At 70.2% G+C, this 23,939-nt stretch carries 17 protein-coding genes, 1 tRNA gene and 2 pseudogenes; 5 read left to right on the top strand and 15 right to left on the bottom strand.

Features of this window, described 5'->3' with window-relative positions:
- Positions 1-206: 206 nt before the first annotated feature.
- The 4 genes from ACWCQS_RS08915 to ACWCQS_RS08900 all read right to left on the bottom strand — a co-directional run bounded on the left by ACWCQS_RS08915 (position 207) and on the right by ACWCQS_RS08900 (position 7,357).
- On the bottom strand, positions 207-1,619 hold the full coding sequence (locus ACWCQS_RS08915) for a Cys-Gln thioester bond-forming surface protein (protein WP_451003802.1): 1,413 nt from the start codon (positions 1,617-1,619) through the stop codon (positions 207-209).
- Positions 1,620-1,882: 263 nt separating this feature from the next.
- Positions 1,883-2,371 (bottom strand): single-stranded DNA-binding protein, encoded by a 489-nt coding sequence (locus ACWCQS_RS08910; RefSeq protein WP_451003801.1) that lies wholly within the window; start codon positions 2,369-2,371, stop codon positions 1,883-1,885.
- Between the two features lie 585 nt (positions 2,372-2,956).
- Entirely contained in the window at positions 2,957-4,978 is a 2,022-nt protein-coding gene (locus ACWCQS_RS08905) for a GTPase (protein WP_451003924.1), read from the bottom strand.
- Between the two features lie 771 nt (positions 4,979-5,749).
- Positions 5,750-7,357 (bottom strand): dynamin family protein, encoded by a 1,608-nt coding sequence (locus ACWCQS_RS08900; RefSeq protein WP_451003800.1) that lies wholly within the window; start codon positions 7,355-7,357, stop codon positions 5,750-5,752.
- Positions 7,358-7,630: 273 nt separating this feature from the next.
- Here ACWCQS_RS08900 and ACWCQS_RS08895 point away from each other — a divergent pair.
- Positions 7,631-7,703 (top strand) — tRNA-Arg (locus ACWCQS_RS08895).
- Between the two features lie 181 nt (positions 7,704-7,884).
- On the opposite strand, the gene ACWCQS_RS08890 is transcribed toward ACWCQS_RS08895, so the two are convergent.
- Entirely contained in the window at positions 7,885-8,088 is a 204-nt protein-coding gene (locus ACWCQS_RS08890) for a hypothetical protein (protein ID WP_451003799.1), read from the bottom strand.
- Between the two features lie 1,405 nt (positions 8,089-9,493).
- Between ACWCQS_RS08890 and ACWCQS_RS08885 the strand changes: the two genes are divergently transcribed.
- The gene (locus ACWCQS_RS08885) at positions 9,494-9,814 is read left to right on the top strand and encodes a GYD domain-containing protein (protein ID WP_451003798.1); all 321 of its coding nucleotides are present in this window, start codon (positions 9,494-9,496) and stop codon (positions 9,812-9,814) included.
- Between the two features lie 158 nt (positions 9,815-9,972).
- On the opposite strand, the gene ACWCQS_RS08880 is transcribed toward ACWCQS_RS08885, so the two are convergent.
- Both ACWCQS_RS08880 and ACWCQS_RS08875 read right to left on the bottom strand, forming a co-directional pair.
- Entirely contained in the window at positions 9,973-10,521 is a 549-nt protein-coding gene (locus ACWCQS_RS08880; RefSeq protein ID WP_451003797.1) for a carbonic anhydrase, read from the bottom strand.
- Positions 10,522-11,072: 551 nt separating this feature from the next.
- Complete coding sequence (locus tag ACWCQS_RS08875; RefSeq protein WP_451003796.1) at positions 11,073-11,369, bottom strand: GYD domain-containing protein; 297 nt, start codon at positions 11,367-11,369, stop codon at positions 11,073-11,075.
- Positions 11,370-11,621: 252 nt separating this feature from the next.
- Between ACWCQS_RS08875 and ACWCQS_RS08870 the strand changes: the two genes are divergently transcribed.
- Both ACWCQS_RS08870 and ACWCQS_RS08865 read left to right on the top strand, forming a co-directional pair.
- Positions 11,622-11,987, top strand: coding sequence for a hypothetical protein (locus ACWCQS_RS08870; protein WP_451003795.1), 366 nt, complete (start codon positions 11,622-11,624; stop codon positions 11,985-11,987).
- A 192-nt stretch (positions 11,988-12,179) separates the two neighbouring features.
- The gene (locus ACWCQS_RS08865; protein WP_451003794.1) at positions 12,180-16,544 is read left to right on the top strand and encodes a HEAT repeat domain-containing protein; all 4,365 of its coding nucleotides are present in this window, start codon (positions 12,180-12,182) and stop codon (positions 16,542-16,544) included.
- 567 nt (positions 16,545-17,111) lie between these two features.
- Here ACWCQS_RS08865 and ACWCQS_RS08860 read toward each other — a convergent pair.
- Complete coding sequence (locus ACWCQS_RS08860; RefSeq protein WP_451003793.1) at positions 17,112-17,444, bottom strand: hypothetical protein; 333 nt, start codon at positions 17,442-17,444, stop codon at positions 17,112-17,114.
- Positions 17,445-17,635: 191 nt separating this feature from the next.
- Here ACWCQS_RS08860 and ACWCQS_RS08855 point away from each other — a divergent pair, with 191 nt between their 5' ends.
- Positions 17,636-18,595: a D-2-hydroxyacid dehydrogenase family protein gene (locus tag ACWCQS_RS08855; RefSeq protein ID WP_451003792.1), complete on the top strand. Its 960-nt coding sequence runs from the start codon at positions 17,636-17,638 to the stop codon at positions 18,593-18,595.
- Between the two features lie 151 nt (positions 18,596-18,746).
- On the opposite strand, the pseudogene ACWCQS_RS08850 reads toward ACWCQS_RS08855, so the two are convergent.
- From ACWCQS_RS08850 to ACWCQS_RS08820, 7 genes and pseudogenes are all read right to left on the bottom strand, one after another.
- Positions 18,747-19,186, bottom strand: a pseudogene (locus ACWCQS_RS08850) (hypothetical protein).
- Entirely contained in the window at positions 19,170-19,754 is a 585-nt protein-coding gene (locus tag ACWCQS_RS08845) for a vitamin K epoxide reductase family protein (protein WP_451003791.1), read from the bottom strand. The pseudogene ACWCQS_RS08850 and the gene ACWCQS_RS08845 overlap by 17 nt, the downstream one beginning before the upstream one ends.
- On the bottom strand, positions 19,754-20,251 hold the full coding sequence (locus ACWCQS_RS08840; protein ID WP_451003790.1) for a DUF5949 family protein: 498 nt from the start codon (positions 20,249-20,251) through the stop codon (positions 19,754-19,756). The genes ACWCQS_RS08845 and ACWCQS_RS08840 overlap by 1 nt, the downstream gene beginning before the upstream one ends.
- Positions 20,252-20,619: 368 nt before the next feature.
- The gene (locus ACWCQS_RS08835; RefSeq protein WP_451003789.1) at positions 20,620-21,606 is read right to left on the bottom strand and encodes a S53 family peptidase; all 987 of its coding nucleotides are present in this window, start codon (positions 21,604-21,606) and stop codon (positions 20,620-20,622) included.
- A 962-nt stretch (positions 21,607-22,568) separates the two neighbouring features.
- Positions 22,569-22,808, bottom strand: coding sequence for a chaplin (locus tag ACWCQS_RS08830; RefSeq protein ID WP_451003788.1), 240 nt, complete (start codon positions 22,806-22,808; stop codon positions 22,569-22,571).
- 306 nt (positions 22,809-23,114) lie between these two features.
- On the bottom strand, positions 23,115-23,264 hold the full coding sequence (locus ACWCQS_RS08825) for a hypothetical protein (RefSeq protein WP_451003933.1): 150 nt from the start codon (positions 23,262-23,264) through the stop codon (positions 23,115-23,117).
- A 354-nt stretch (positions 23,265-23,618) separates the two neighbouring features.
- Positions 23,619-23,846: pseudogene (locus ACWCQS_RS08820) on the bottom strand (chaplin family protein); the annotation flags it as partial.
- Positions 23,847-23,939: the final 93 nt, after the last annotated feature.

The raw sequence follows: 23,939 nt of genomic DNA, 5'->3' as shown, positions 1-23,939 counted from the left end.
ACGGGCTTCGCGGCCCGCCCCGCGTCCGGTATCGCAAAACATGGTGCCAAGGTCCTCGGGCGGCTGGCGCTCGGCGGCCTGGGGGTTGTCGGAATGGTCGGGGGTTCGGCAGGGCTGATCTTTCCCGACACTCCCCAGGACGGCCCCAGCACCCCTCAGGACGGGCCCGGCGCCCAGAACGACGAGGCGTGACAGCGGACCCTGGGTCAGTCGCCGGGCTGCTCCCGCTTGCGCAGTACCACCAGCACCGCGCCGCCTATCACCACGAAGCCGATGGCCACGCCCGCGATCAGCGGGGTGATCGCGGAGCCGCCCGTCGCGGCGAGGTTGGTGTCGGGGGCCGTGGTGCCGCCGACCGAGGCGGGGCTGGGTTCGTTGTGGACCTGGGTCGTCTGTGTGGTGATCGCGCCCTGCGTCTTGCAGTCGAGGACCCCGGTGAAGCGGTGGCTGAAGCCATCGGGTCCGCTGATCGTGAAGTCGTAGGCCTGGTCTTCCTGGAGCGGGACGGTCACCGTGCGGGAGGCGCCCGGGGGGATGGTGTGTTCGGCGCCCATCAGCTCGAAGGTGAAGGGCTTGTCGCCCTTGTTGGCCGCGAAGATGTCCAGGCCGCCCTTGGCACAGTTCTTCCGGGCCGACACCGCCGGTATGGCGCCCTCGTCCGCCCAGGTGGCGGTCGCGGTCGCGGAGACCGTGGACTCGCTGGAGCCGGCCAGGATCTGGGTCTGGCTGCGGCTGTCGGAGGCGAAGGCACGGCCCACCGGCACCGTGGTCGACGCCTGCACGGTCAGCTGCGCCGAGCCGTTCGTGGCGTCCTCGGGAATGTCGAAGTACAGCTGGGTGCCGTCCTGCGCGGACGTCATCACCTTGCCGGTCTTGTCGATGATCCGCACCCCGCTGGTTGCCGCGTCGGGCGGCGGACTCACCGTGACGGTGCCCGCGTTGGTGTGCACGGTCACCGGTCCCAGCACATCCCCCGGCCGCCCGGAGACCGCCGGCGGGTCCAGGGTCAGCGAGGCCTGCGGTTCGCCGAGGTCGCGGGCGCTCTTCTGCAGATAGGCGGCGAGCTTCTCGGCCTGCGGGTCGACGGCGTCGACCTTCGCGTGGTCGGAGTAACGCCAGATGGCAACCTGGGTGCCGGCCGCCGCGTCCTGCTCGGTCAGGGTGCCGGAGCCGGCCTGCCGGGCGAGCGCGGCGAGATCGTTGACCTGGGGATAGGAGTTCTGCAGGATCCAGCGGATCCGGTCGGCGTCCTTGTTGCCGCCCAGCGAGGTGCCGCTCCAGGGCATCTCCTGGTAGAGAGCGTCACGCTGGGTGGGGTTGTTGAGGTCGACGCAGTACGTCTGGAGGGTGCCGCCGCCGTCGACGGACATCTCGAACAGGCCCGCCTCGACGTGCTGGTCGCCGCCGTCCTCGTGGATCACCGCCTCGCCGTAGGTCTTCAGGCCGTTGATCGTGGCCGTCGCTCCGCCCTGGGTCTGCGGTGTTCCGTCGGTCCCGTCGGCCACGGCCGTACCGGCGCCGGACAGCACACCGGCTGCCACGAGGCCGGTCACCGTCGTGGTGGCGGCCAGGCGGGCCGCTCCGGCGGAACGGCTGAACCCACAGAACGCAGCAAGCACAGAATTCCCCTTCGAGCAGGACCCGTTGGACGTGGGGACGGTCCCACCAGCAGAATCGGCAGCCCCTAGGGGCACGCCCGGCATCCTATGAATCAGCCGGCGCCTCTCCTGCCGGTCGGATGATCTGATGGGCGATCCGATCCGTAATCGTTATCGCCGGGACCGTCCATGAGCTGGGCATATCGACAAATCAACCGGTTCGTACGGGGCGTGGGGCAACCGGGCCCCCGGTCCGCCTCCGCTCTGCCGAAGCCGGGCTGATGTCACGTCACCGCCGCTGGCTCGGCCGCCTGTTGGGGCACAGCGTCTCCCTCGTCCACGACGCCGGCACCGGCGGGATGCAGTGTCTCCCAGTTCGGCTCCGGCCGGGTCGCCGTCACAGGTGCCTCCGGTTTGGCCGAGCGCTGGAAGGCGGCCGTACCGCGTGACAGGTCGTGGCCGATCGCCACGGCGTCGATGTCCGCGGAGGCCCATTGCTGCTGCCCGTCGCGCACCTCGGTGCGCACCCTCAGCCGGCCCTGAACGACGACCGGTTGGCCCACCTCCACGCACGCGGCCACGTTCATTCCGAGCTGCCGGTTGGCCCACACCGTGAAGAAGTTGGTGTGCCCGTCCGTCCAAGCGTTCCTCTCCCGGTCCCAGTAGCGCGCGGTCACCGCCAACCGGAACCGGGCCGACGGCCCCGCGGCCGACTCCCGGTACACCGGCCGGGTCGCCACGTTGCCCACCACGCACACGGTGGTCTCGTTCATGTCCTCACTCCCCTCCCCCGCCCGGCCCTTCCGACCGGGCGGGCACGCGCACGGGGCCGTCCCGTACGGCGCCGTGTCTGTCGTGTGTGTCTGTCGTGTGTGTCTGTCGCGTTGGTCTGTCGCGTTGGTCTTTCATGCGTGTCTGCCGTGCGGGCGCGTACGACCGCCGTACGTGCCCGCACGTCCCGCCGATCGCGCGCACCGTCCGCCACCGTCCCTCCGGCCGGAACCGCCGTGCGATCGCCGCGACCCCAGAGTGCCTCCGCCGGACCGAGCCCGCTGAGAGCTGTGGACGACCACCCCACCTGTGGAAAACCCCGCCATCCGCACGAGTGACCCCATCGCCGGCCGCCGTCTGCACCCCCGCGCCCGCCCACGACGTCATCCCGCCCCGGGCACCCGCCGATCACCCACGGATCACGACTCACCCGGATCAACGCCGAAGCCCCTGAGCCTCTGAGCCTCTGAGCCCCTGAGCCTCTGAGCCCCTGAAGACACCCGAGCCTCTCCCCTCCCCCAAAAACCGCCGAGGGGCCCCGGAAACACCCGAGGCCCCTCGCGCTCACACCTCACCCCCGCCCCGACTCACCCCACGTCCGCCTCACCCCGCGCAACGCGCCCGTACTGCTCCCGGACCTCCCGGTACCGCAAGAGTTCCGCCGCCACCGGATCGAGCACCCGTGCCCGGCCGCAACCGGCGGCAGCCTCCCGGAGCCGGCGTTCCGCCTCCTGGCCGTAGCGCCGGGCCGGGCCTTTCGCCGCCATCCGGCACCCCCACTCCACCAGCGGTCCGCCGACGATCCCGCACACCATCAGCAGCACCGGAACCCCGAGGTTGGGCGCCATGACACCGACGATCTGGCCGAGCAACCACAGGCCGCCCACGACCTGCAGCAGGGTCATCGCCGCCTGGGCCAGCACCGCCGCCGGCCACCAGCCCGGCCGCGGCGGCCGGCCCGGCGGCAGTCCCGCCCGCGCCGCCAGCTCGTCCAGCGCCTCCGACAGCCCCTGCGACCCACGTACGGCCGCCTCGCGCACCGCCTGCGCCCAAGGCGCGGGCAGCCCGGCCGAGGCCCGGTCGGACACCGTACGGACCGCCTGTTCGACGCGCTGGCGGGCCGTGGCCTCCTCCTCGGGCTGGGCCGCCCGCACCGGGATGCGGCCCGTCGTGGACTCGCCCCGGGAGTGGTACCAGCGCCACAGCCGCAGCCAGGGCGTGCCGCAGGCGCGGTTGGCGTTGCGCAGCCAGGCCCGCTCGGCGGCCTCGCCCGCCGCGGTTGCGCCCACCGCATCCGCGAGCCGGTCGGCGAACTCCTCGCGCGCCTCCTCGCTGAGGCCGACCCGTTGCCCGGCGGCGTACACGGGCCGCAGCCCGGCCGCGGCGGCGTCCACGTCGGCCGACACCCGGCGGGCAGCCGCGCCGCGCTCCGCCACGAACTGGCCGAGGGTTTCGCGCAGTTCGCCGACGCCGTCGCCGGTGAGCGCGGACAGCGCGAGCACGGTGGCGCCCGGTTCGCCGTACTCGCCGAGCGCGATGCCGTCCTCGTCCAGCAGCCGGCGCAGATCGTCCAGGACCTGGTCGGCGGCCTCCCCGGGCAGCCGGTCGATCTGGTTCAGTACGACGAACATCACCTCCGCGTGCCCGGCCATGGGCCGCAGATAGCGCTCGTGCAGCACGGCGTCGGCGTACTTCTCCGGGTCGACCACCCAGATCACCGCGTCGACCAGCTTCAGGATCCGGTCGACCTGCTTACGGTGCTCCACGGCCGCGGAGTCGTGGTCGGGCAGGTCGACCAGGACCAGCCCGCGCAACTGCGCCTCGGCCTCCGGACTCTGCAGCGGACGGCGACGCAGCCGGCCCGGGATGCCGAGCCGGTCGATGAGACCCGCCGCGCCGTCGCTCCAACTGCACGCGATGGGCGCGGCCGTGGTCGGGCGTCGTACGCCGGTCTCCGAAATGGCGACTCCGGCAAGGGCGTTGAACAACTGCGACTTACCGCTGCCGGTCGCGCCCGCGATGGCCACGACGGTGTGCCCGCCGGAGAGCTTGCGGCGTGCGGCCGCCTCGTCCAGCACCCGGCCCGCCTCGGCGAGGGTACGGCTGTCCAGGCGGGTCCGGGAGAGCCCGACCAACTCACGCAGGGCGTCCAGCCGGGAGCGCAGCCGGCCGTCGTACGCGAGCGGGGCCGATGTCTGGCTGCCGGGCAGGCGGCCGCCGCTGTCCAGGGCGGAGGCGCGTTCGGCGGCGAGGGTGGCGGCCGTCGCCTCCGTGACGCGCCGGGCGATGAGACCGTCGTCCCAGGGCTCGGAGGAGTCGGGGGACTCGGGGGAACTGGGGGACTCGGTGGGCTTGGGGGACTTCGTGGGGTTGGGGGACTTCGGGGGCCCAGGGGATTTTTGGGGTTCTGAGGACTGGAGGGACCTGCGGGGCTCAGAGGGTCCTGGGGACTTTTGAGACTCAGGGGACTCACGGGACGCGGGGGATTTCGGCCGCAGCGAGGAGTCCGACGAGCGCGAGGGATCCGAGGGATCCGAGGGCTTGGGCGCCCCGGCGGCGTCCGCGTCCGTGGTCGCGCGGGACGCGGGGGTCGGTGTGAATACGACCACTGGAGGGAGGGCTGGGAGCGTCGTGAGAGGCGGGACTGGAGGCGCCGGTTTGGCCGGCTGAGCGGGTTCGACGGGGGGAGTCGGCTTGGCTGTGGGTTGGAGCGGCTGCGGCAGATGGAGCTGCGTGCCGCCTCCGGTGTCGGCGTGCTTCGCTCCCCGCGCGTCCGGGTTCTCCCGGTCCACGGCCCCGCCGTCGCCCTCACCCGCACCCACGTCCCCGCCCCGCACGCGCGCGTGCCGCCCGCTGGACGCGCTCTCGGGGCCCGGGACGTCCCCGTCGCCTGCCTGCTCACCGGCGATGTCCGCGGAGGCGTTGGAGGCGTCGGACGTGTCGCAGACGTCCGCGCCCCGTTCCCGACCACGATCCCCGACGTGGCCCTCCCCGGCCGCCGGCCCTTCGTCATCCACTCCGCTCCGACCGCCCCCACGCCGCCCTGCACGCTCGGCCACACCTGCGTTGTACTCGAAGCGATCCACGTACTCGATGCGATCCACGCGGTTCATGTGCGCCACGCGATCGACGGGCTCCACACGATCGACGTGGGCCACACGATCGACGTGCTCCACACGATCCACGGGCTCCACACGATCCACGGGCTCCGCGGGATCCACGCGATCCACAAGCCCGGACCCCAAGTGACCGCCATGTTCCACGGGCCCACTCCCCCTTTCGTTGCCGTGGCTGCCGGGCTCCATGTCCCTCATGCGTCCCAGGCGCCTCATGTGGTCGGTGTGATCCGTGTGGTCCTGGTCAGTGACGGCGGTCACCGGTCACCTCTCCTTCTGCAGTACGGACAGCGCGGCGATGAGTGCGGCCTGGGGCTCGGGATGGACGTCCAGGGCATCGAGCGGGGCGAGGCGCCGCTCGCGTTCGGCGTGCAGGACGCGGTCGACGTGTTCGCCCAGCAGCCGCCCGGCCCGGTCGCGCAGCCGCACCGCGCCGTGCGCCCCGATTCGCTCCGCGAGCCCCTCGCCCGCGCTGCGCGCCCGGCGTCCGCCGAGCAGCGCTGTGGTGACCAGGGCGGCGACGGATTCCGGGTCGGGTGCGGAGGCGGCGCGTTCCAGCTCGCGTACCTCGTCCTCGGCGTACTCCTCCAGCTCGCGCCGCCAGCGCCGTACGGCGACACCGATGCGGTGTTCGGTGCTCTCCGCGGTGGACTCGCCGGCGGCGAGGGCGAGGGCGGCGCCGGCCGGGTCGCGCCGCCAGGCCTCGTCGATGCGCTCGTCGGCGGCGGTGACGGAGCACAGCAGCAGCGCGGCCAGGCTCGCCACGAGTGCGTCGATGAGTTCGCCGGGGGTGCAGTCCAGGGGGAAGGCGCGCCAGCGTTTGAGGGCGTCCCCGGCGAGTACGGCGCCGGACTGGAGCCGGCCACGCACGCGCGCGTGCTCGCTGTCGTAGGCGGCGTCCACGACGGCGATGAGCCGGACGGCGGCGGCGTACTGGGCGGCGGCGGCACTGGCCAGCTCGGGCATGCGGGACTTGAGGGAGTCGAGGAGACCGTACGTCGTACGGGCCATGACATGCTCCCGGGCGGCAGGGTCCTGGGCGTGGTGCACGAGCCAGTTCCTCAGCGGCGCGACGGCGGTGGCGGGCAGCAGGCCGGCGCCCCAGGCCGACTCGGGCAGCTCGGGCACGGTGAAGCGGGGTACGTCGCCGAGGCCGGCCTTGGTGAGCAGGGCGCCGTACTGCCGGGAGACCTCGGAGACGACCTGGTGGGGCACGCGGTCCAGGACGGTGACGAGGGCGGCGTCGTACTCCTTGGCGGTGCGCAGCAGGTGCCAGGGGACGGCGTCGGCGTAGCGGGCGGCCGTGGTGACCATGATCCAGACGTCGGCGGCGCAGATCAGCTCGGCTGCGAGGACGCGGTTGTCGGCGACCAGGGAGTCGATGTCGGGGGCGTCGAGGAGGGCGAGTCCGCGCGGGAGGGTGTCCGCGCTCTCGACGCGCAGTACGCGCGCGGGGCCGTCGCCGGGGACCGGGAAGTCGTCAGGGTCCTCCTGGGGTGCCCACACGCGCGTGAGATCTGGCAGCACGCGCATGCCGCTGAACCAGTGATGATCCTCCGGATGGCAGACGAGCACCGGCGTCCGGGTGGTCGGCCGCAGCACACCCGCCTCGCTCACCCGGCGGCCGACGAGCGAGTTGACGAGCGTCGACTTGCCGGCGCCGGTGGAGCCGCCGACGACGACCAGCAGCGGCGCCTCGGGCTCCCGTAGGCGCGGCACCAAGTAGTCGTCGAGCTGCGCGAGGAGCTCGTCGCGGTTGGCACGCGCGCGTGGGGCCCCGGGCAGGGGCAGCGGAAAGCGTGCGGCGGCGACACGGTCGCGCAGTGCGGAGAGTGTGTCGAGCAGCTGAGGCCGAACGTCCAAGGTCACCACATGCGAAGAATGCCCAATTTTAGGGGAATTCTGAAGCATATGGATATGTCTGCGCGCCGACGGGACAGAAAGGGCGCAACGGGCGACCGGGACACAGGTGCAGCCCAGGCATAACGAGTGCACAACACCCGGTGCGCCGGACGCCAAAAGTGGTGCACGATTCGTACCTGCCTGCGATTATCGGGATCGCTTCACCAAACCTCCACATCGAGCCACGGAGGCGAAGCGACAGGGTCTAGGAACAGGGAGCTTTATCCTTGGACCCGCCACCAGGCCCCCGTAGCTCAGTGGATAGAGCAGGCGCCTTCTAAGCGCTTGGCCGCAGGTTCGAGTCCTGCCGGGGGCGCAAGTCTCCGCCCTCCCGCTTGGGAGGGCTTTTTGCTGGTCAGGGTAGGTGTCACTGATCACGACGAAGCCCCGGACGTCCTCTTGATGATCAAGGGCAGACTCCGGGGCTGTCCGGCTGTCACCGGGTTTTCGCGGGTGGCCGTGTCGAATACGTGTCGAAGTTCTCGACCGGGGGAAGATCAGCCATGGCCCGGCCCCTCCGCCTCTGGGAGGTCGCCCGCGGCTTCCAGTCGCCGTTTGAGATCCGGCAGCTGTCCGTCGATGCACCGGGCGTAGGTCGCCAAGAGCACGGCAACGCTGTTCCCGGCCCACTCGGCCACTTGGGCGGGCGGGATGCCGTCGTTGAGCCACTTCGTCAGGCGCGTGTTCCGGTCGTCGTACACCCGCCACGGGGTAGGCGAGTTGAACACATGCGGGGGCAGTACGGCCTTACGCGCGCTGCGGGACGCCCGGCGGATGACGGAACCAGTGAGGATGCCGCCGGGGTCCCCCTGGAGGAGCAGATCACCCGGCTGGAGCCGTTCATCCTCGATGTGCTGCCTCAGGAGAGAACTGGGTGGACCTTGCCCGCAGCAGCGCACTGGTGGTCGCGGTCATGGCCTTGGCGATGTTCTTGCTGCTGCCGCCGCCGAGTAGAGGCCGACGGGCATCCAGGGACACCGGGACGGCGACGACAAAGGCCTCGTCCTGGCCTGTGGCTCGGATGAGTTCGCAGGCTGCACGATCCCGCGACTGGCTCGCCGGATCCTCGCAGCCATCGATGCCCGCGCCGAGAGTGCCCCGGTGTACCTGAAGTACGGCCAGGCGCAGGGCGGCCCTGTCTCCGCCCCGGTCCAGCCCGGCCGCGCCCGTGCCGCGCGCACAGCAATCAGCCGCCTGGTGCCAGTGAAGGGGCAGGCACGTCGTGGCTGGGGCGCTCGGCTCCAGCTTCGAAGACCGCCCTCAGTGTGACTTGCACAGGAACCTGAGGTGGAGCTTGACGTGGATGGGGGAGTTGTTGCCACCCCCCTCTGCCGACCCGGAGCCCGTGGCGCAGTCGAATACTCCGCTGCCCCCTGTGACGATGAGGGAGGTGGTTTGCTGGGAGTTGCCCGGCTGAGCAAACTGAACGCCCACCTGTCCTTGCCCATCGGACAGTCGCAAGGTGTAGACACCTTCGCTCGGCCCTGAGTTCAAGAACGCCATCATGCCGGTCACGGTTCCGATCGCGGCCCCGTTCCGGGAGGCGTCCAGAGTCTGGATCCCCAGCGAGCTGGTCGTCCCCGGGATGGAATCCTGCTGTGCGACCCGAAGATCGAATTGCAGGAGACAGTCCTTCTCATTCGGTCGACCTGAAACGGCACAAGGGCGATCGTGATCCGGAGAACGCTGAGCGGCCGCTGCGGGCGTGGCGAGCGAGGCGGCGGCAGCTGCCAACGCGGCAGCCCGGACGACTGTCTTTCGCACCTTTGAAATCCCTTCTTGACCTGCGTGATCATGCAGAGATCGCGTGGTGCGACGTACCCGATCTCGACCTGCCTCACCGGTCCCAGACAGAGGTTCACCCGCACGCTTCACGAGAGGCCCACCACCCCAAGGCAGGGCCCGAGCCCAAGTTGCTCAGGGACGAAGGAGTCTTGTTCCACCTCGTGAAGGCGCGCCGGGACTCCAGCGCATCCAGGTGCTGTCCCGCTCATGCGCATGCCGATGTGCCCAACGAGTGAATACAGCCGTCCGTTGATCGGCGGACGACCTCACAGCGGGAAGGCCATTCTGCGTATCGGACAAGTCACGGGCAGGGAGCGCCGTATGCCGAAGTTCCTCATCCAGGCCACCTACACGCCCGAGGGGACGAAGGGCTTGCTCAAGGAAGGCGCAAGTGGCCGCCGCGCCGCCGTCGACCAGGTCGTCTCCGGCCTCGGCGGGAGGATCGAGGCCATGTACTTCGCCTTCGGAGAGGACGACTTCGTGTGCATCCTCGACTTCCCGGACCCAGTCTCCATGGCCGCCGTCAGCCTCAGCGTCAAGGCCAGCGGCGCGCTCCGCACCCGGGCCACTCCCCTCCTCACTCTCGACGAGATCGACGAGGCCGCCCGCCGACAGGTCACCTTCCGCCCTCCCGGCGCATGAGCCAAGCCGGCCTGTCCGGGGGGTGCAAGACTCGTGCCAGATCGTGCGGGTCTGAACCGCCAACTCGTCGTGCCGCGTTCCGGGCCGTCTCCGGTCCGGCCTGGGCCGCTCGACAGCGGCCCACGGCGACCAGCGACGGCCACCGTGCGGTCGACCGGTCAGGATGGCGCGCCCGCCAGGACCTCTACCTTCCCGGTGTCGAGGGAGTAGTAGGCGCCGACCACGGCAAGACTGCCCTTCCTCACCAGCGGGGCCAGGGCCCGGTTGGAGCGCAGGTCGGCCGCGGTCAGCTTGGCCTGCGCGCGGGCCATGGTCTCGACCGGGTCGGCACCGCCCTCCTTGACCGCCTGTTCGTACGCCGGACGCAGAGCCTTGGCGATCGATTCGAGATTCCCCGGCAGCGGCTTGTCGCCCTGGAGAGACTTGTACGCCGCCTCGATGGCTCCGCACCGCTGATGCCCGAGGACCACGACGAGCGGAGTGCCACTCGTCATGGGCCCGTACTCCACAGAGCCCGTGACCACCGGCTCGACCGCCTCTCCTCCTGTGCGCATCACGTAGAGGTCGCCCAGCCCGGTGTCGAAGAGAAGTTCCGGCGGCACGCGGGAGTCGATGCAGGCAAGGATCGCCCCGAACGGCTTCTGCCCCTGGGCCACGAACTGGCGCCGGTTCGGATCCCGGTCGGGGTGTTGAAGGTCTCCGCTCACCCACCGCTTGTTGCCGTCCATCAGCCTCGCGAATGCTGCGGCGGGCGTTGTCGGGCTCGCTTCCGGCGAAGCACTGGTCGTGAACGAGGTGGCACTCGTCGATGAGCACCCCGCAAGTGCGGCCGCGGAGACCGCGAGTCCACCAGCGAGCAGAGCCCTGCGATTCGGGTGTTCCGCTGCGAGCATCGGTCGTTCCCCTCGATTCGCCGAGACGCTTACATAGGCCATGACCAGGCGATTGTTCAGCGCGGTGAGGAAGCCCGACCGCAGGCACAAGCAGGCGAGGGCCACTTTCCCGCAGACGGCCCACAGCCTCCGTTCCGGCGGTCGCATGAAAGGCCTGTGCCGGCGCTCGGCAGCACACACAAAGGGCGGTACAGCAGCGATGTGGGCACGGTGCCGAGTGGGCCCGGCACACACGAAGGCCCTGGCCGATGCGCCTGGTAGGGGCTCAAGACCCACAGCATCGGGACGTTCACGCCGGATGCAGGCGTCAGGCCGGCTACCGAGCCGACTCGCCGGACACCACCGCTCGCACCGCGTGGTGGTCGTCAGCCGGCCGCCTTGGCGACGATGCGCTCCATCTCCTCTCGGCCGAAGGCCCGCAGCGTCGTGGAACGGACATTGCCCACCCCACCGAGCTGCAGGAGCGCTGCGGCGGCCGTTTCGTCGTCGGGTGCCTCGAGCACGGCCACGAGGTCGTACAGACCGACGGTCCAGTAGATGCTCAAGAGCTTTGCGCCGAGCTTCTGCACCGCTGAACCGAAGGTCTCGGCGCGCTTCGCGGTGTCCTTGTAGTTTCGGACCCCTTGATCGGTCCAGCTCAGCAAGGCAACGTACGTCGGCATGTCCTTCCACCTTCACGAGGAGACAGATCGCGAGGTCAATCCTGGGCGTCTGAGGCGGATCCCGCACCAGCTACGCACCCGAACGAGCGCAACCAGCGACGGCCGATCGCGGTGGCTGGTCATGCGCTGATGGAACAACGCGGCCCGCGAGCGCTCCTGTGGCCCGTCGCAACGTGGCCTGCGGCGGCGGGGCGACCGCAGTTCGGAAGAGCGCCCAGCGCCGCTGTCAGACCCACCCGGCAGAATCCGTCCATGCTGATTGCGACCAACGGCCGTGGCCACACGGTGAAGCGCCCCACGAAGCCGGCAGTGGGCACCATGCTCGCCAACCTGCGACGCGGCAACGAGTACTTGATCCTTGAGCGCCACGACGAGGAACGTGAGGGCGACTGGTACATCCAGGTCTGGTTCCGCGACAACAACAGCTACTGGCTGGAGTACCGCGACGGCGTCCCGACCGAGCACTACCAGACCCGGACGGTGTCGCAGGAGAAGGTCCTGCAAGCGCTCCTCGGCTGGATGCTCGACAAGCCCGACTGGCAAAAGGACTTCATGTGGAACAACATCGGCCACATGTTCGCGCCCGGCCCCGACAACGAGGGCGAACCGACGGCGTAGAGCTGTCGCCTTGGCTCGTCCGTCGGACTGATGCCGAGTGGTCGTTGCGGCCCCTACGCCGTCATCCGCACTTCGCCTGTCTTCTGTCAACCCGGCTTGCACTGACGGACGTCAACGGGCAGCGTGCTCAGGTCCGGTGGGGTAGATTAGATCATATTCGTCGGGGTGGGGCGTAGAGTGGATACGGGACGGATGAGCAGTTCGCCGTACAGCGCGATGCGCGCCAGGCTGGTGGCCAGAACCGTCGAGCACTACCTCCGCCCCACTTTTCGGGTCCGCGATTCCGCGGACGATTCCGGCGACCGGCTTCGGTTCGACGCACTCCTCGACCAACTGCCGGAGCACCGGTCCAAACCCGAGCCAAGACCCAAGACGTGGCTGGTGATCGGCGGTGCGGGCAGCGGCAAGAGCACCGCCGTCCTGCAGTACGCGATTGCGCTCCTGGACCGCGAGACCCCCTGCGTCCTCGTCGACAACCGCACGATCCGGAAATTGGACGTGCAGGGTTTGACCGTCAAGGACTTCGCCAAGCAAGAGCACCCGTCAGGCGTCGACGAGAAGTTATGGAAAGCCCACGTCAAGAAGAACCGCGTGGTCTTCCTGGTCGACGCGTTGAACGAATTGGAGCGCGAATTCAGGCAGGACAGCCCTGAGTGGAAGTTCGTCTGGAAACTGGTCGCGGGGTCGCACGACTTCACGGTGCTGGCGACGTCCCGCAGCGAGTACGACGACCTGGACCGGACCATCCTGCGCGATGTCGAGACGATATCCATCGAGCCGCTGGGCGAGCAGGACATCGAGACCTACCTGGAAATGCGCGACGGGTCGGCGACCGAGGCGCTGGCCGAGATCAGGTCGGGCGACATGCTGGGCGTGGCGTCCAACCCGTTCATGCTGTCGCTGCTGACCGACTGGCTGCTCGGCACGCGATCCGTCAAGGACCGGGAGATCCCGCGCAGCCGCGCGGACCTGCTTCGGCAGACCGTAATCCGGCCCAACAGCGAGGGCAGGTTGGCCCAGTCGGAGAAGGACGCGGCTGAGCGCGGGCTCGGCATGGAGGCGGCGCTGTGCGCGGCGGCACTGGCCGCGATCACCACGGGCAAGGGCAACGCGGACTTCCTCGCCCGGGACGTGAAGGCGCTGCTCGGCCGGGTGTGGGACGACAGGGACGACAGGGACGACATCGCCAAGACGGTGAAGGCGTTCCTGGACACGCAGATGGTGCAGCCGGTCGGTGGCGCGGCGGACGACCAGTACAGTCTCATCCACCCGGCCTTCGTGGACTTCGGCCTGGCCCTGGCGTGGCAGAGCACCAGCCCGCCCCCCGTCCTGCTGGACCCCGGCTACCTCGACCAGTGCCTGGGCGACTGGGTGGGCCTGCAACCCGACCCGGACAGCGCCGTGCTCGACCTGCTCGACCCGGACGCCAAGCCGCTGCCGCCCGAACTGATGGTGGACGTCCTCCTGGCCAACCGGGGCGTGTTGAGCGACGAGGTGCGCGGAGTGCTGTGGCGACAACTCGGCCATTGCTTCAACCAGGGGCGCCAGACGCGCGACCGCCTGGCCGCGGCGCTGGCCAGCCTGCCTTCGACCGTGCTGCGTGACGGGCTCCAGCGCGGTCTGCTGCGGAAGCTCAACGCCACGGACCCGGAGCTCGCGGACGACGTCTTCGCCGCGCTGTGGAACGGTTCGCTGGACGCCCAGGCGCTCCAGCGCCTGCGCCGGACGCACAAGCGGAACAAGACGCCGGCACCGAAGGAACAGGATCGCGACGAGGCCCTCGCCGCGAAGCGGCGGGAGTGGCTGCGTGGGAAAGCCGATCCGCTCGCACGCCGCCGCAGCGCGAACTGGCTGGGCACCAACGGCGGTGAGCAGGACGTGGACGACCTGCTGGCAGCGATGCTGGACGACCTCGACGCCTCGGTCCGCGGCGCTTCCGCCACCGCGCTCGGGCGAATAGGCGCGCTTAGGGCCGTCCCCGCCCTGCTGAAGGCCGCCTCGGCCGACGGCGACGGCACTGCCCGCGGGTCTGCCGCCAACGCCCTCGGCCGCATCGGCCACCACAGCGCCCTCGACACGCTCGCCACCACCCTCACCGACGACACCGAGGCCAGCGTCCGGGGATCGGCAGCCAACGCCCTCGGCCGCATCGGCCACCAAGGCGCCGTCGACGCCCTCACCACCGCGCTCACCGACCCCGACTCCATCGTCCGGGGATCGGCCGCCAACGCCCTCGGCCGCATCGGCGACTTCCGAGCCGTACCCGCCCTCTCCGCCGCGCTGACCGACACGGAGACCAAGGTCCGGGGATCGGCCGCCGACGCCCTCGGCCGCATCGGTCACCCCGGCGCCGTCGACGCGCTCACCACCACCCTCGCCGACGACACCGATGCCATCGTCCGGGGGTCTGCCGCCAACGCCCTCGGCCGCATCGGCGACCCCCGCGCCCTCGACGCGCTCACCACCGCGCTCACCGACCCCGACTCCATCGTCCGGGGATCGGCCGCCAACGCCCTCGGACACATCAGCGACCCCGGCGCCCTCGACGCCCTCACCACCGCGCTCACCGACCCCGACTCCATCGTCCGGGGATCGGCCGCCAGCGCCCTCGGCCGAATCGGCGACCCCGGCGCCCTCGACGCGCTCACCACCGCGCTCACCGACCCCGATTCCATCGTCCGGGGATCGGCCGCCAGCGCCCTCGGCCGCATCGGGCACCCCGGCGCCGTACCCGCCCTCTCCACCGCGCTGACCGGCGACGCCGACAGCTTCGCCCGGACGTCGGCGGCCACCGCCCTCGGCCGCATCGGCGACCCCGGCGCCCTCGACGCGCTCACCACCGCCCTCGCCCACGACACCGACACCTACACCAGAGGGGCGGCCGCCAACGCCCTCGGCCGCGTCAACGCCCCCGGTGCCCTGGCCCCGCTCACCGACGCACTCCTCCACGACACCGACGACAAGGTGCGCGGATCGGCCGCCAACGCTTTCGGGCACCTGGGTGACACGGCGGCGGCGGAGGTCCTGCGGGCCACCATCGGCAACCCGGAGGAGACCTATCTGACCCGCCGCGCCGCCGTGGGTTCCCTCACCCATCTGGACACCGGGGACGAGGCGTGGATCACGGAGGTCGCCGACCGGCTCAAGTTCACCGCCCGCAACCAGGACGGACGCGCCCTGCGCGGGGCCATCGTCGACCTGGTGGCCCGCCGGGAGATCAAGCCGAGGACGAAGGAATGGCTGATCGGCGTGATCCGCGAGGACAAGGACCCGTTGAGCCGCACGACGGCTCTCGAAGGGCTGGCACGGGCCGGTGAGGCGGACGCGGACCTGATCAAGTTCATCATCGCGCCCGAGCGCCCGCGGCCGGACAAGCGGCCCCGGGACACCAACGCGGGCGTGCTGGGCGTCGCGGCGACGGCCGTCGTGCGCGCCGCGGCCGACGATCCGGCCTACACCGAATCCCTGCTCCCCAGCCTCGTCCGCCTGCTCGTGCAGAAGAACACCCACTGGGCGACGGTCATCCCGCCGCTCACCCAACTGCGCCTGCTGCCCCTGCCTGTTGCGAACCGGGTGTTCTCCCGCATTGTGGAGCTCATCGACGACCAGCCGCCGGAGAACCCGCACTTGGCGCCGGCGCTGGCCGCCGAACGAGAGGCCTTGGCCGAGCGCGGGCGCGTGCAGGCCGACGTCGAGTCGTTCACCCGCAACCCCGAGGCGGTGCTCGCCGGGTTCCGCGAACAACGGAAATCGAGGTTCGAAGTGTCCGCGTCCAGGACCGGTGACGAGTACCACGTCGCCCTGCTCACGGCCGTACCCGTGGAGACGAAGGCGCTCTTCCACGCGCTCGACGAGCGCGGCATCACCGCGAACGAGGTGCAGCGCGACGGCCGGTACTACGACGTCTTCGAGCTGGTCTCGGCAGGTCGACCCGCTGTCCGAGTGGTCACCACGCAGGCCACCGACCAGGGTGGCCAGTCGGCGGCGGCGGTGACGCGCGACCTGCTGTCCACGTTCCGGCCGGACCTGGTGTTCCTGGTCGGGGTGTGCGGCGGCTTCGGTGAGCGCGGGGTGTCGCTGGGCGACGTGCTGTTGGCGCGGGAGGTGTTCGACTACGGCCCGGAGAAGGTGAGACCGGAGGGTGGCGGCCTCCGGCCGCAGGTGTACCGGACGGACGAACAGGTGCTGCGGCTCGTGACCAGGCTCGACATCCAGGGCAGGCTGGACGCGTCACTGGGTGACAGCGAGCTGCTGGTCAAGGACTTCGCGAGCGGTGAGAAGGTGATCGCCTGGCGGGATTCGGAACTGCGCGCCCGGCTGCTCGGCCTGTCTGCCGACCTCGGCGGGGTGGAGACCGAGGCGCACGGGGTGCTGCACGCGATCTGGGAGGCGTTCAAGGCGAAGGACTTCGTGGGCGGGGCGATGCTCAAGTGCGTCAGCGACGCCGGCGACGAGGAGATGACCGTGGACAAGAAGGCCAAGCAGACCGAAGCGGCGCGGCGGGCGGCGCGGGTCGCGCTGGACGTGGCGGGGGCGTTCCGCCGCGCGGACGTGTGACCCGGCCGCCGGGAACCCGCACCCACTCGCCGATGTGCCGCCCCGTCCGGTCGGGCGACGGGGCGAATGCCTTCTACGGCGATGGGCCGAAGATCTTCTACTCGGTCTCGTGCGGCGACGGCTCCAAGCGAATGACCCGCCCGTTCATGCCGTCCCTCCCTCTCCTTCCGTTGTGCCCCCTCCTGCCGCGATGACCGTCTTTCCCATGCCGACCCGTCACACCCCTCGGGCCGGTGGGACCCGGCCGACCAGAGGGACCGGAGGGGCCGGGCGACCCCGAGGGGCCGTACAGAACGCCGTTCCCCTGGAGGTCGATGCGATTTCCCTGGATTTCGTCGAGCTGCTGTTGGTGGACGACGAGCAGAGCTGACTGCGCGACGAACACGACAGTCAGCACCGCGCCGAGCACAAGGCGGCGCCGCGGGTTACGCAACGCCTCGACCACGCTACTCACATTGCTCCTCATGCTGCCTGACGGCGATGGTGCGAGGGACGGGACTCGACCCCAAGCGAGCGGGCCCGGGGCGGCCGACACCCCTCCGTTCCCGATCGAGTGGAGAAGTCGGACTAGCTCGACGCCGGCGCCGGCGGGGCGACGGCGTCCTTCCCGTCCTTGCCGTCCTTCCCCTCATGGCCGTCCCTCCCGTCCTGGCCGTCCTTTCCGTCCGTCCCGTCCTTGCCCGGTGGGCCGATGGGTCCTGGCGGACCGGGGGGACCGGAAGGGCCGGAGGGACCGGGGGGACCGGGCTGGAGACGCTCTTGGAGGTCGATGGGCTGTGTCTGGAGATTGTCGATCTGCATCTGCTGGGCGATGAGCGCAGCCGACTGCGCGACGAGCGCGACGGTCAGCACTGCGCCGAGCACTAGGGGGCGCCGCGGGCTACGCAGCGCTTCAATCACGCTTCTCACATTAGTCCTCACGCTGTGTGACAGTGAAAGTGTAGGGGACGGCGACTAGGTTGACGGGGATCTGCGCGTCGAAGGGCGTGCCGGTTCGGGCATATGCGTTCGGGTTCGCTCATCCGGAATGGCAGGCCCCGGCACCCTTGTTGACCAGTCGTAACCGTCATCGCGGGAAAGGGAGGGACGACGTGCGACTGCGCTGTGCGGTGCTGGACGACTTCCAGGGTGTGGCCGTCGAGTCGGCCGACTGGTCGGTGATCGAGGACGGGGTCGAGGTCGTCGCCCTGCGTGAGCACCTCGGCGGCGAGGACGCCCTCGCCGCCGCCCTCGCCGACTACGACATCGTGGTCACGCTGCGCGAACGCGTCCCGTTTCCAGGCTCGTTGCTCGCTCGCCTGCCCCGGCTGCGGCTGATCGTCGCCACCGGGATGCGCAACACCGTCATCGACTACGCCGCCGCCGAGAAGCACGGCGTCACCGTGTGCGGCACCGACAGTTCGGGCATCCCGCCCGCCGAGCTGACCTGGGCTCTGCTGCTCGGGCTGGCCCGCGGGATCGTCGAGGAGAACACCGCGCTGCGCATGGGCGGCCCCTGGCAGTCCACCGTCGGCACCGATCTGCACGGCGCCCGGCTCGGCGTACTCGGCCTCGGCAGGATCGGCGGGCGGGTGGCCCGGGTCGGGCTCGCCTTCGGCATGCACGTCAGCGCGTGGAGCCCGCGCCTCACCGAGGAGCGCGCCGCCGAGCATGGTGTCGAACTGGCCGCTTCCAAGGAGGAGTTGCTCGCCGACAGCGACTTCGTCTCGGTCCAGGTGCCCGGCGGTGACAGCACCCGCGGCCTCATCGGCGCCGCCGAACTCGCCCTGATGAAGCGGACGGCCTATCTGATCAACACCTCCCGGGCGTCGGTCGTCGACCAGGACGCCCTGCTGGCCGCGCTGCACGAGGGCCGGATCGCGGGCGCCGGCGTCGACGTCTTCGACATCGAGCCGCTGCCCGCCGACCACCCGATGCGCACCGCGCCCCGCCTCCTCGCCACGCCCCACCTCGGCTATGTCTCGCGGGCCAACTACGCGACGTACTACGGCCAGGCGGTGGAGAACATCCGCGCCTATCTGTCCGGTTCCCCCGTACGGCGACTGCCCTGAGCCCACCCGGACGGGGGAGGAACCTGCCGTTGCCGCTGAGCAACTCCTTCGTCCAGGGCCCGTGGATCACCGCCTGAGGGCCATCCGGTGCGTACGACGGTCCGGGCGCAGGAGACGGAGGGTCACGGTCGGGGCCGGGCGGGCGCTGGGGCTACCGGCCCGGACCGCTGCTCAGGTTCGCGCCCGCGACCGTCTGGACGGCCGGGGCGAGGGCGCCGGCCTCGGGGAGCTCGAGGTCCGGCAGGCCGAAGTTGTCCGGGTTGGGGGCCAAGGGGGCGTCCATGTTCAGGCCGGGGCCGAAGGCGCGCGGGTCGCAGGCAGGGGCGTCGACGCCGGACGGGCAGCTGGGGCATGGTCCGGTCGGGCAGGAGGCGCCCGGTGACACAGCGCGGGCCGTCGGGCGTGCCCGGGTCAGCAGCGGCAGCTCCAGGCCGGCCTTGGGCACCTCCATGCCGAGGGACTGGGAGAGGCCCTCCAGCGGCACCGGGACGGGGACCGCGCCGACCGCGGCGGCGGGGTGGCTGCGGCTCCCACGGCGGCCGCGGCGCCCGCGACGATGGCGGCCGGCCACTCATCAGCTCGTCCAGAAATCCCACCAGCGGGTCAGGATCAGCATGCCGACCACTCCGATGTGCAGGACCGGAAGCACCCAGGTGAATTCGGCGAAGAAGCTCTTCAGCCAACCCGGTGCGGGCAGGAAACCGTTTCGGACGATCAGCGAGGCGGCGTACCAGAACATCAGGATCGTGGCGACCCAGGCCAGGCAGCACCACAGGCACAGCGCGTTGATCCGGTACAGCGACTCGAACTGCAGCCAGGAGACGAACCCGACGCCGAACAGGCAGCCTGCCTCGAACAGCAGCCAGTACCAGCCGGGGAAGCGGGCACCCGCGATGAGACTCATGCCGACGCAGATGACGATGCCGTAGGCCACCAGGCCGAGCATCGGGTTGGGGAATCCGAACACCGAGGCCTGGGGGCTCTTCATCACGCTGCCGCAGGACACCACCGGGTTCAGGCTGCAGCCGGGCACGAAGTTCGGGTTCTGCAGCAGCTTGAACTTGTCGAGAGTGATGACCCAGGAGGCCAGCAGTCCGGCCGCCCCGGTGATCACCAGCAGCAGTCCGAAGCCTCTGCCGCCCGCCAGGGTCCTGGGCATCAGCCGCGCAGGCTGGTCGCCGGCAGGACGACGTGCGCTGCGGCGGTCAGGGTCTGCTCGGCGCCGGCGAACTGGGCCAGCGCGGCCGGCTCTACGGGCTTGCCGGGCTCTCCCTCGGGCCAGGCCCGGGTCGTGAAGACGAGGTAGGCGTAGCCGCGCCGGCCGACGGCGGCGAGCCACTCCGGGGGCGCGGCGGCCTGGGCGACCAGCTGCTTCATCCGCAGGACGGCCTGGCCGGCCTCGACCAGCAGGCTGACGGGAAGACCGGGCCGGCCGTTGCCGTCGACCAGGTCACCGCCCACGGACAGCCCGTTGCTCTCCAGCAGCCTCCGCACGGCGGAGGAGGAGGCCTCCGGTCCGCCCTCGGCGTCGCCGAGAGAGTAGGCGAGCAGGTAGGGCATGTCACCGTCGGGAGCCTCTCCGCTCCAGGCCAGCACGACGATCGTGCCCAGGTCGGCGAGGCCGGAGGGCAGGGTTGCGCTTGAGGTTGAGGTCACCGCGCGATCGTATCGACGGTCCCGGAAGCAGTCCGACGACGCTTCACTCGACCGGACCAGCGGCTCGTACTGTCCATACGAACGAGGGACGCCTCTCGGCGCCCCTCGAACACCGCCCAGGTGCGTCAGCTCTGCAACGGCAGGCCGTCCAGCAGCCGGGTGTGCTGTGCGCTCCCGACGCGAAACAGGAAGACGCCGCTGCGCCGATGAGGAAAGACCGGCACAGCGGCGGTCGCCGGAGCGAGGCGGTCCGGATTCCTGCACCACTTGGCGGGACACCATCACAGCGGCTGTTCGGGTGCCGAGGGCGTGCCTGTTGAGCCGGCACGGACCACGGTGCTACTCACCCCGTGTCTGCCCAGCAACCCTCAGAAGGCCCCGACTCCACTCGGCGTGCCAAGCCCGGTCGGGCCGTCGTAGCCCGGACGTGCCGTGCACAGGTAACTTCCACCGCAAGCGCCGTTGCTGCCCGAGACCACATCATTGAGTGCCGAGGTATGGCTGTACGGGTAGGAGCCGTAGACGGTCGATGCGGCATTGCCCGCAAGCGCATAGACGCTGGCAATGATCGGAGAGGACACGCTGGTGCCGCCCACCTGGATCCAGCCGTCGGCACCCTGTACCAGGCCGGCGGAGATCAAGATGTCGCACAAGCTGCTCTGACCGCAACTGTTGTAGGTGTCGTAGGTGGCCACCCCGGTATACGGGTCGGCGACAGCAGACACATCCGCAACCGTCCGCCGGCTGCAGTCGGGATCGTGCTGCCAAGCAGGCTTTGGCTGATAGGCCGAGCAGCCCGAACCGGCACCGCGCCATGCCGTCTCGCTCCAACCGCGGGAGTTGGACGCTTTGACCAGCGACGTCCCGCCGACCGCGGTGACATACGGGGAAGACGCGGGCCAGGACACACCGTAGCCGGAGTCACCGGAACTCACGGTGATGGCGACACCGGGATGGTTGAAGTGCACGTCATCGGACGGCACCGCGTTGGTCTCCGACTCGCCCCAACTGTTGGAGATGGATGTCACACCGGGTGTGGCGGCCGCTTGATCTTCGGCTTTCATCAGGTCGGAGGTGTAAGCCGAATTTGCCTCGACCAGCAGGATGCGGCAGTCGGGGCAGGCGGCGGAGACCATGTCGAGATCAAGGCTGATCTCTTCCGCCCAGCCGTAGTCGCCCGGCGGAAGCGGTGACGTCTGCCCGTTCTGGTTCACCTTTCTGAAGCATCCGTTGGCCGTGGTGCACGGGGGAAGGCCATAGGACTTTCGGTACACCGCCAGGTCGGACTCGGCCTTCGGATCGTCGTAGGCATCGACGATGGCCACCGTGCGGCCCGAGCCGGACGTGCTGCCCAAGTGGTATGCCGATCGCAGGGCGGACGGTGTGTAGCCGGCGCTGGTCGGAGACCCACTGACAGTTGGCGAAATCTGCCCTCCGGCGGTTCGGTGTCCCACCATAAGACCGAAACAGCGAGCCATGTCGGGAGAGTTCGGGTGGGCACACCCGAACTCGACTACGTCCTTGGGGTCCTGCGACCCGGTCGATGTCCGGTTCCCGGAACTCTCGGCACGGTGAGTACCGACCGACAGTGGGCGAGCGTGGGCAAGACCGCCGCTCATGCACATCGCGAGCAGAGTGAGCAGCGTTGAGAGGACTGTTGCCCGGCGCCATGCCGGAGGCCTTGGTGAACGATGCCTCAGCGTGTGCCGAGCCGATGACGGTCTGGTGGGTTCTTGGTGCATCACGCCTCTTGTCGCATCCGAGACCGCTAAATCCATCTGAAGCCGAGAAGGCATAGGATTAGAAAGGGACCGCTTCACCGGTGGAGAAGAACCTCGGCGGCCGACGCGGCCCATGTTTCGTCTTTCCGGCGTACCGGAAGTGTGCGGTCGACCAGCAGCTTTTGCTGAACCCATGCTGTAGCAGGAGACGGCGTTTGCACTGCTGCAACACCTTTCTCCCACCCGTACGGCGCATGGACCCGCCCAATGATTTCCGCCTGCGTCGAGCAGTGCCGCAGTCCCACCGCCCGCCCGTGATACGACGCAGTCGGACGCGGTGTCGGGGTCTTCGAACAGATCCCGTGACAGGGCGTCGCACGGCGGTGCCTTCTTGAGCCGGGCTTTCCAGGACCAGGCGGTGGAGTTTCGCCCGCACCCCTGGCCTTCGAGCAAGCCGAACAAGATGACCTCTCGGGCCGACCCGGCGAAAGCTGGTGCCGTCCGCCTGTTCAGGGCAGCCGCGAGTGCGCCGAGGAACACGCGAACGGCCGCCCTCCCCTGTGGGGTGGCGGCCGGTCGACGGAGGGCCTGAGACGTCAGGAGTTGGTGCAGCCGCTGCCGAACGCCGGGTTCAGCAGACCGATGATGTCGGCGGTGTTGCCACAGACGCTGGTCGGCACGTGAACCGGCAGCTGGGCGGTGTTGCCCGACAGGACGCCCGCGGAGTTGTTGGCAGCGCCGTTCGCGCCACTGTCGGCGGCGGCGAGGCCGGCGGCGCCGCCGATGGCCGCGGCGGCGACGGAGGTGAGGACGAGGCCCTTCGCGATACGCGACATGAGGAAATGCTCCTTGGATTGAAAAAACAGCATCCGGGCGAATGCCCGATGTCATGTCAACGCGCGGTATCCAGGAGGGTTGTGCCGCCGAAAGAGTGATCTGAGGAGGACCGGTTTCGAGAGGACCGACCAGCAATGCCACGCCTGTCGGCACAGCGAGGGCCCTCCTGGTCGGCACGACCGCCAGGAGGGCCCTTCTGGACACCGACCGCCCCGGGTCGGTGCGCTCCAGCCGACGGCCTGCTGCGGTCGCGTCGACTGGTCGGCTGCGGGGGCCGGACGTCGCCACGTCCGGCCCCCGGCAGATCATCGTTGGTGTGCGGCTCGGCTTCGCCGGTACAGGGTCACGCCGGCCGCGATCAGCACAGAGCTGATGCCCGAGGCCGTCAGCATGGCCCCGCTGCCGGTGGCCGCCAGGGTGGCGCGGGTGGGGCCACTGATGTGCATGGGGGTCATGTCCGACGACCGCACCTGGTCGGTGGAGCTGTCGGACCTTTGCTGTTCGGCAGCGGCGGGGTGCCGGGGGGCCGGAAGGTGGGCAGTGGACGGAGTATCCCCGCCACTCTTCGAGGGAGGTGTCTGCGCTCGTCCCGGGGGAGGTGTCTGGGTTTGTCCCGGGGGAGGTGTCTGGGCTTGTCCCGGGGGAGGAGTCTGGGCTTGTCCCGGGGGAGTCGCCACGGAGCTTGAGTCGGAGTCGCCCTGGCCCGGGACGTTCGGCGAGCTCGGACTGCTCGCACCCGACGCACCGCCACAGGAACCCCCGGACACCGGGTTCAGCAGGGCAATGGCATCGACGGTGTTGCCACACACGTTGACCGGCACATCGACCGGCGCCTGCACGGTATTGCCGGACACCAGCCCGGGCGAGCCCACGGAGGTGCCCTGACTCGAGGCACCCGACGAACTCGGCCTGCTCGCACCCGACGCACCGCCACAGGAACCCCCGGACACCGGGTTCAGCAGGGCAATGGCATCGACGGTGTTGCCACACACGTTGACCGGCACATCGACCGGCGCCTGCACGGTATTGCCGGACACCAGCCCGGGCGAGCCCACGGAGGTGCCCTGACTCGAGGCACCCGACGAACTCGGCCTGCTCGCACCCGACGCACCGCCACAGGAACCCCCGAA

It is taken from the genome of Streptomyces sp. NPDC002076 (assembly GCF_053593835.1).
Note: the sequence above shows the minus strand (reverse complement) of the source record. Positions and strands in the feature narration are given on the sequence as shown.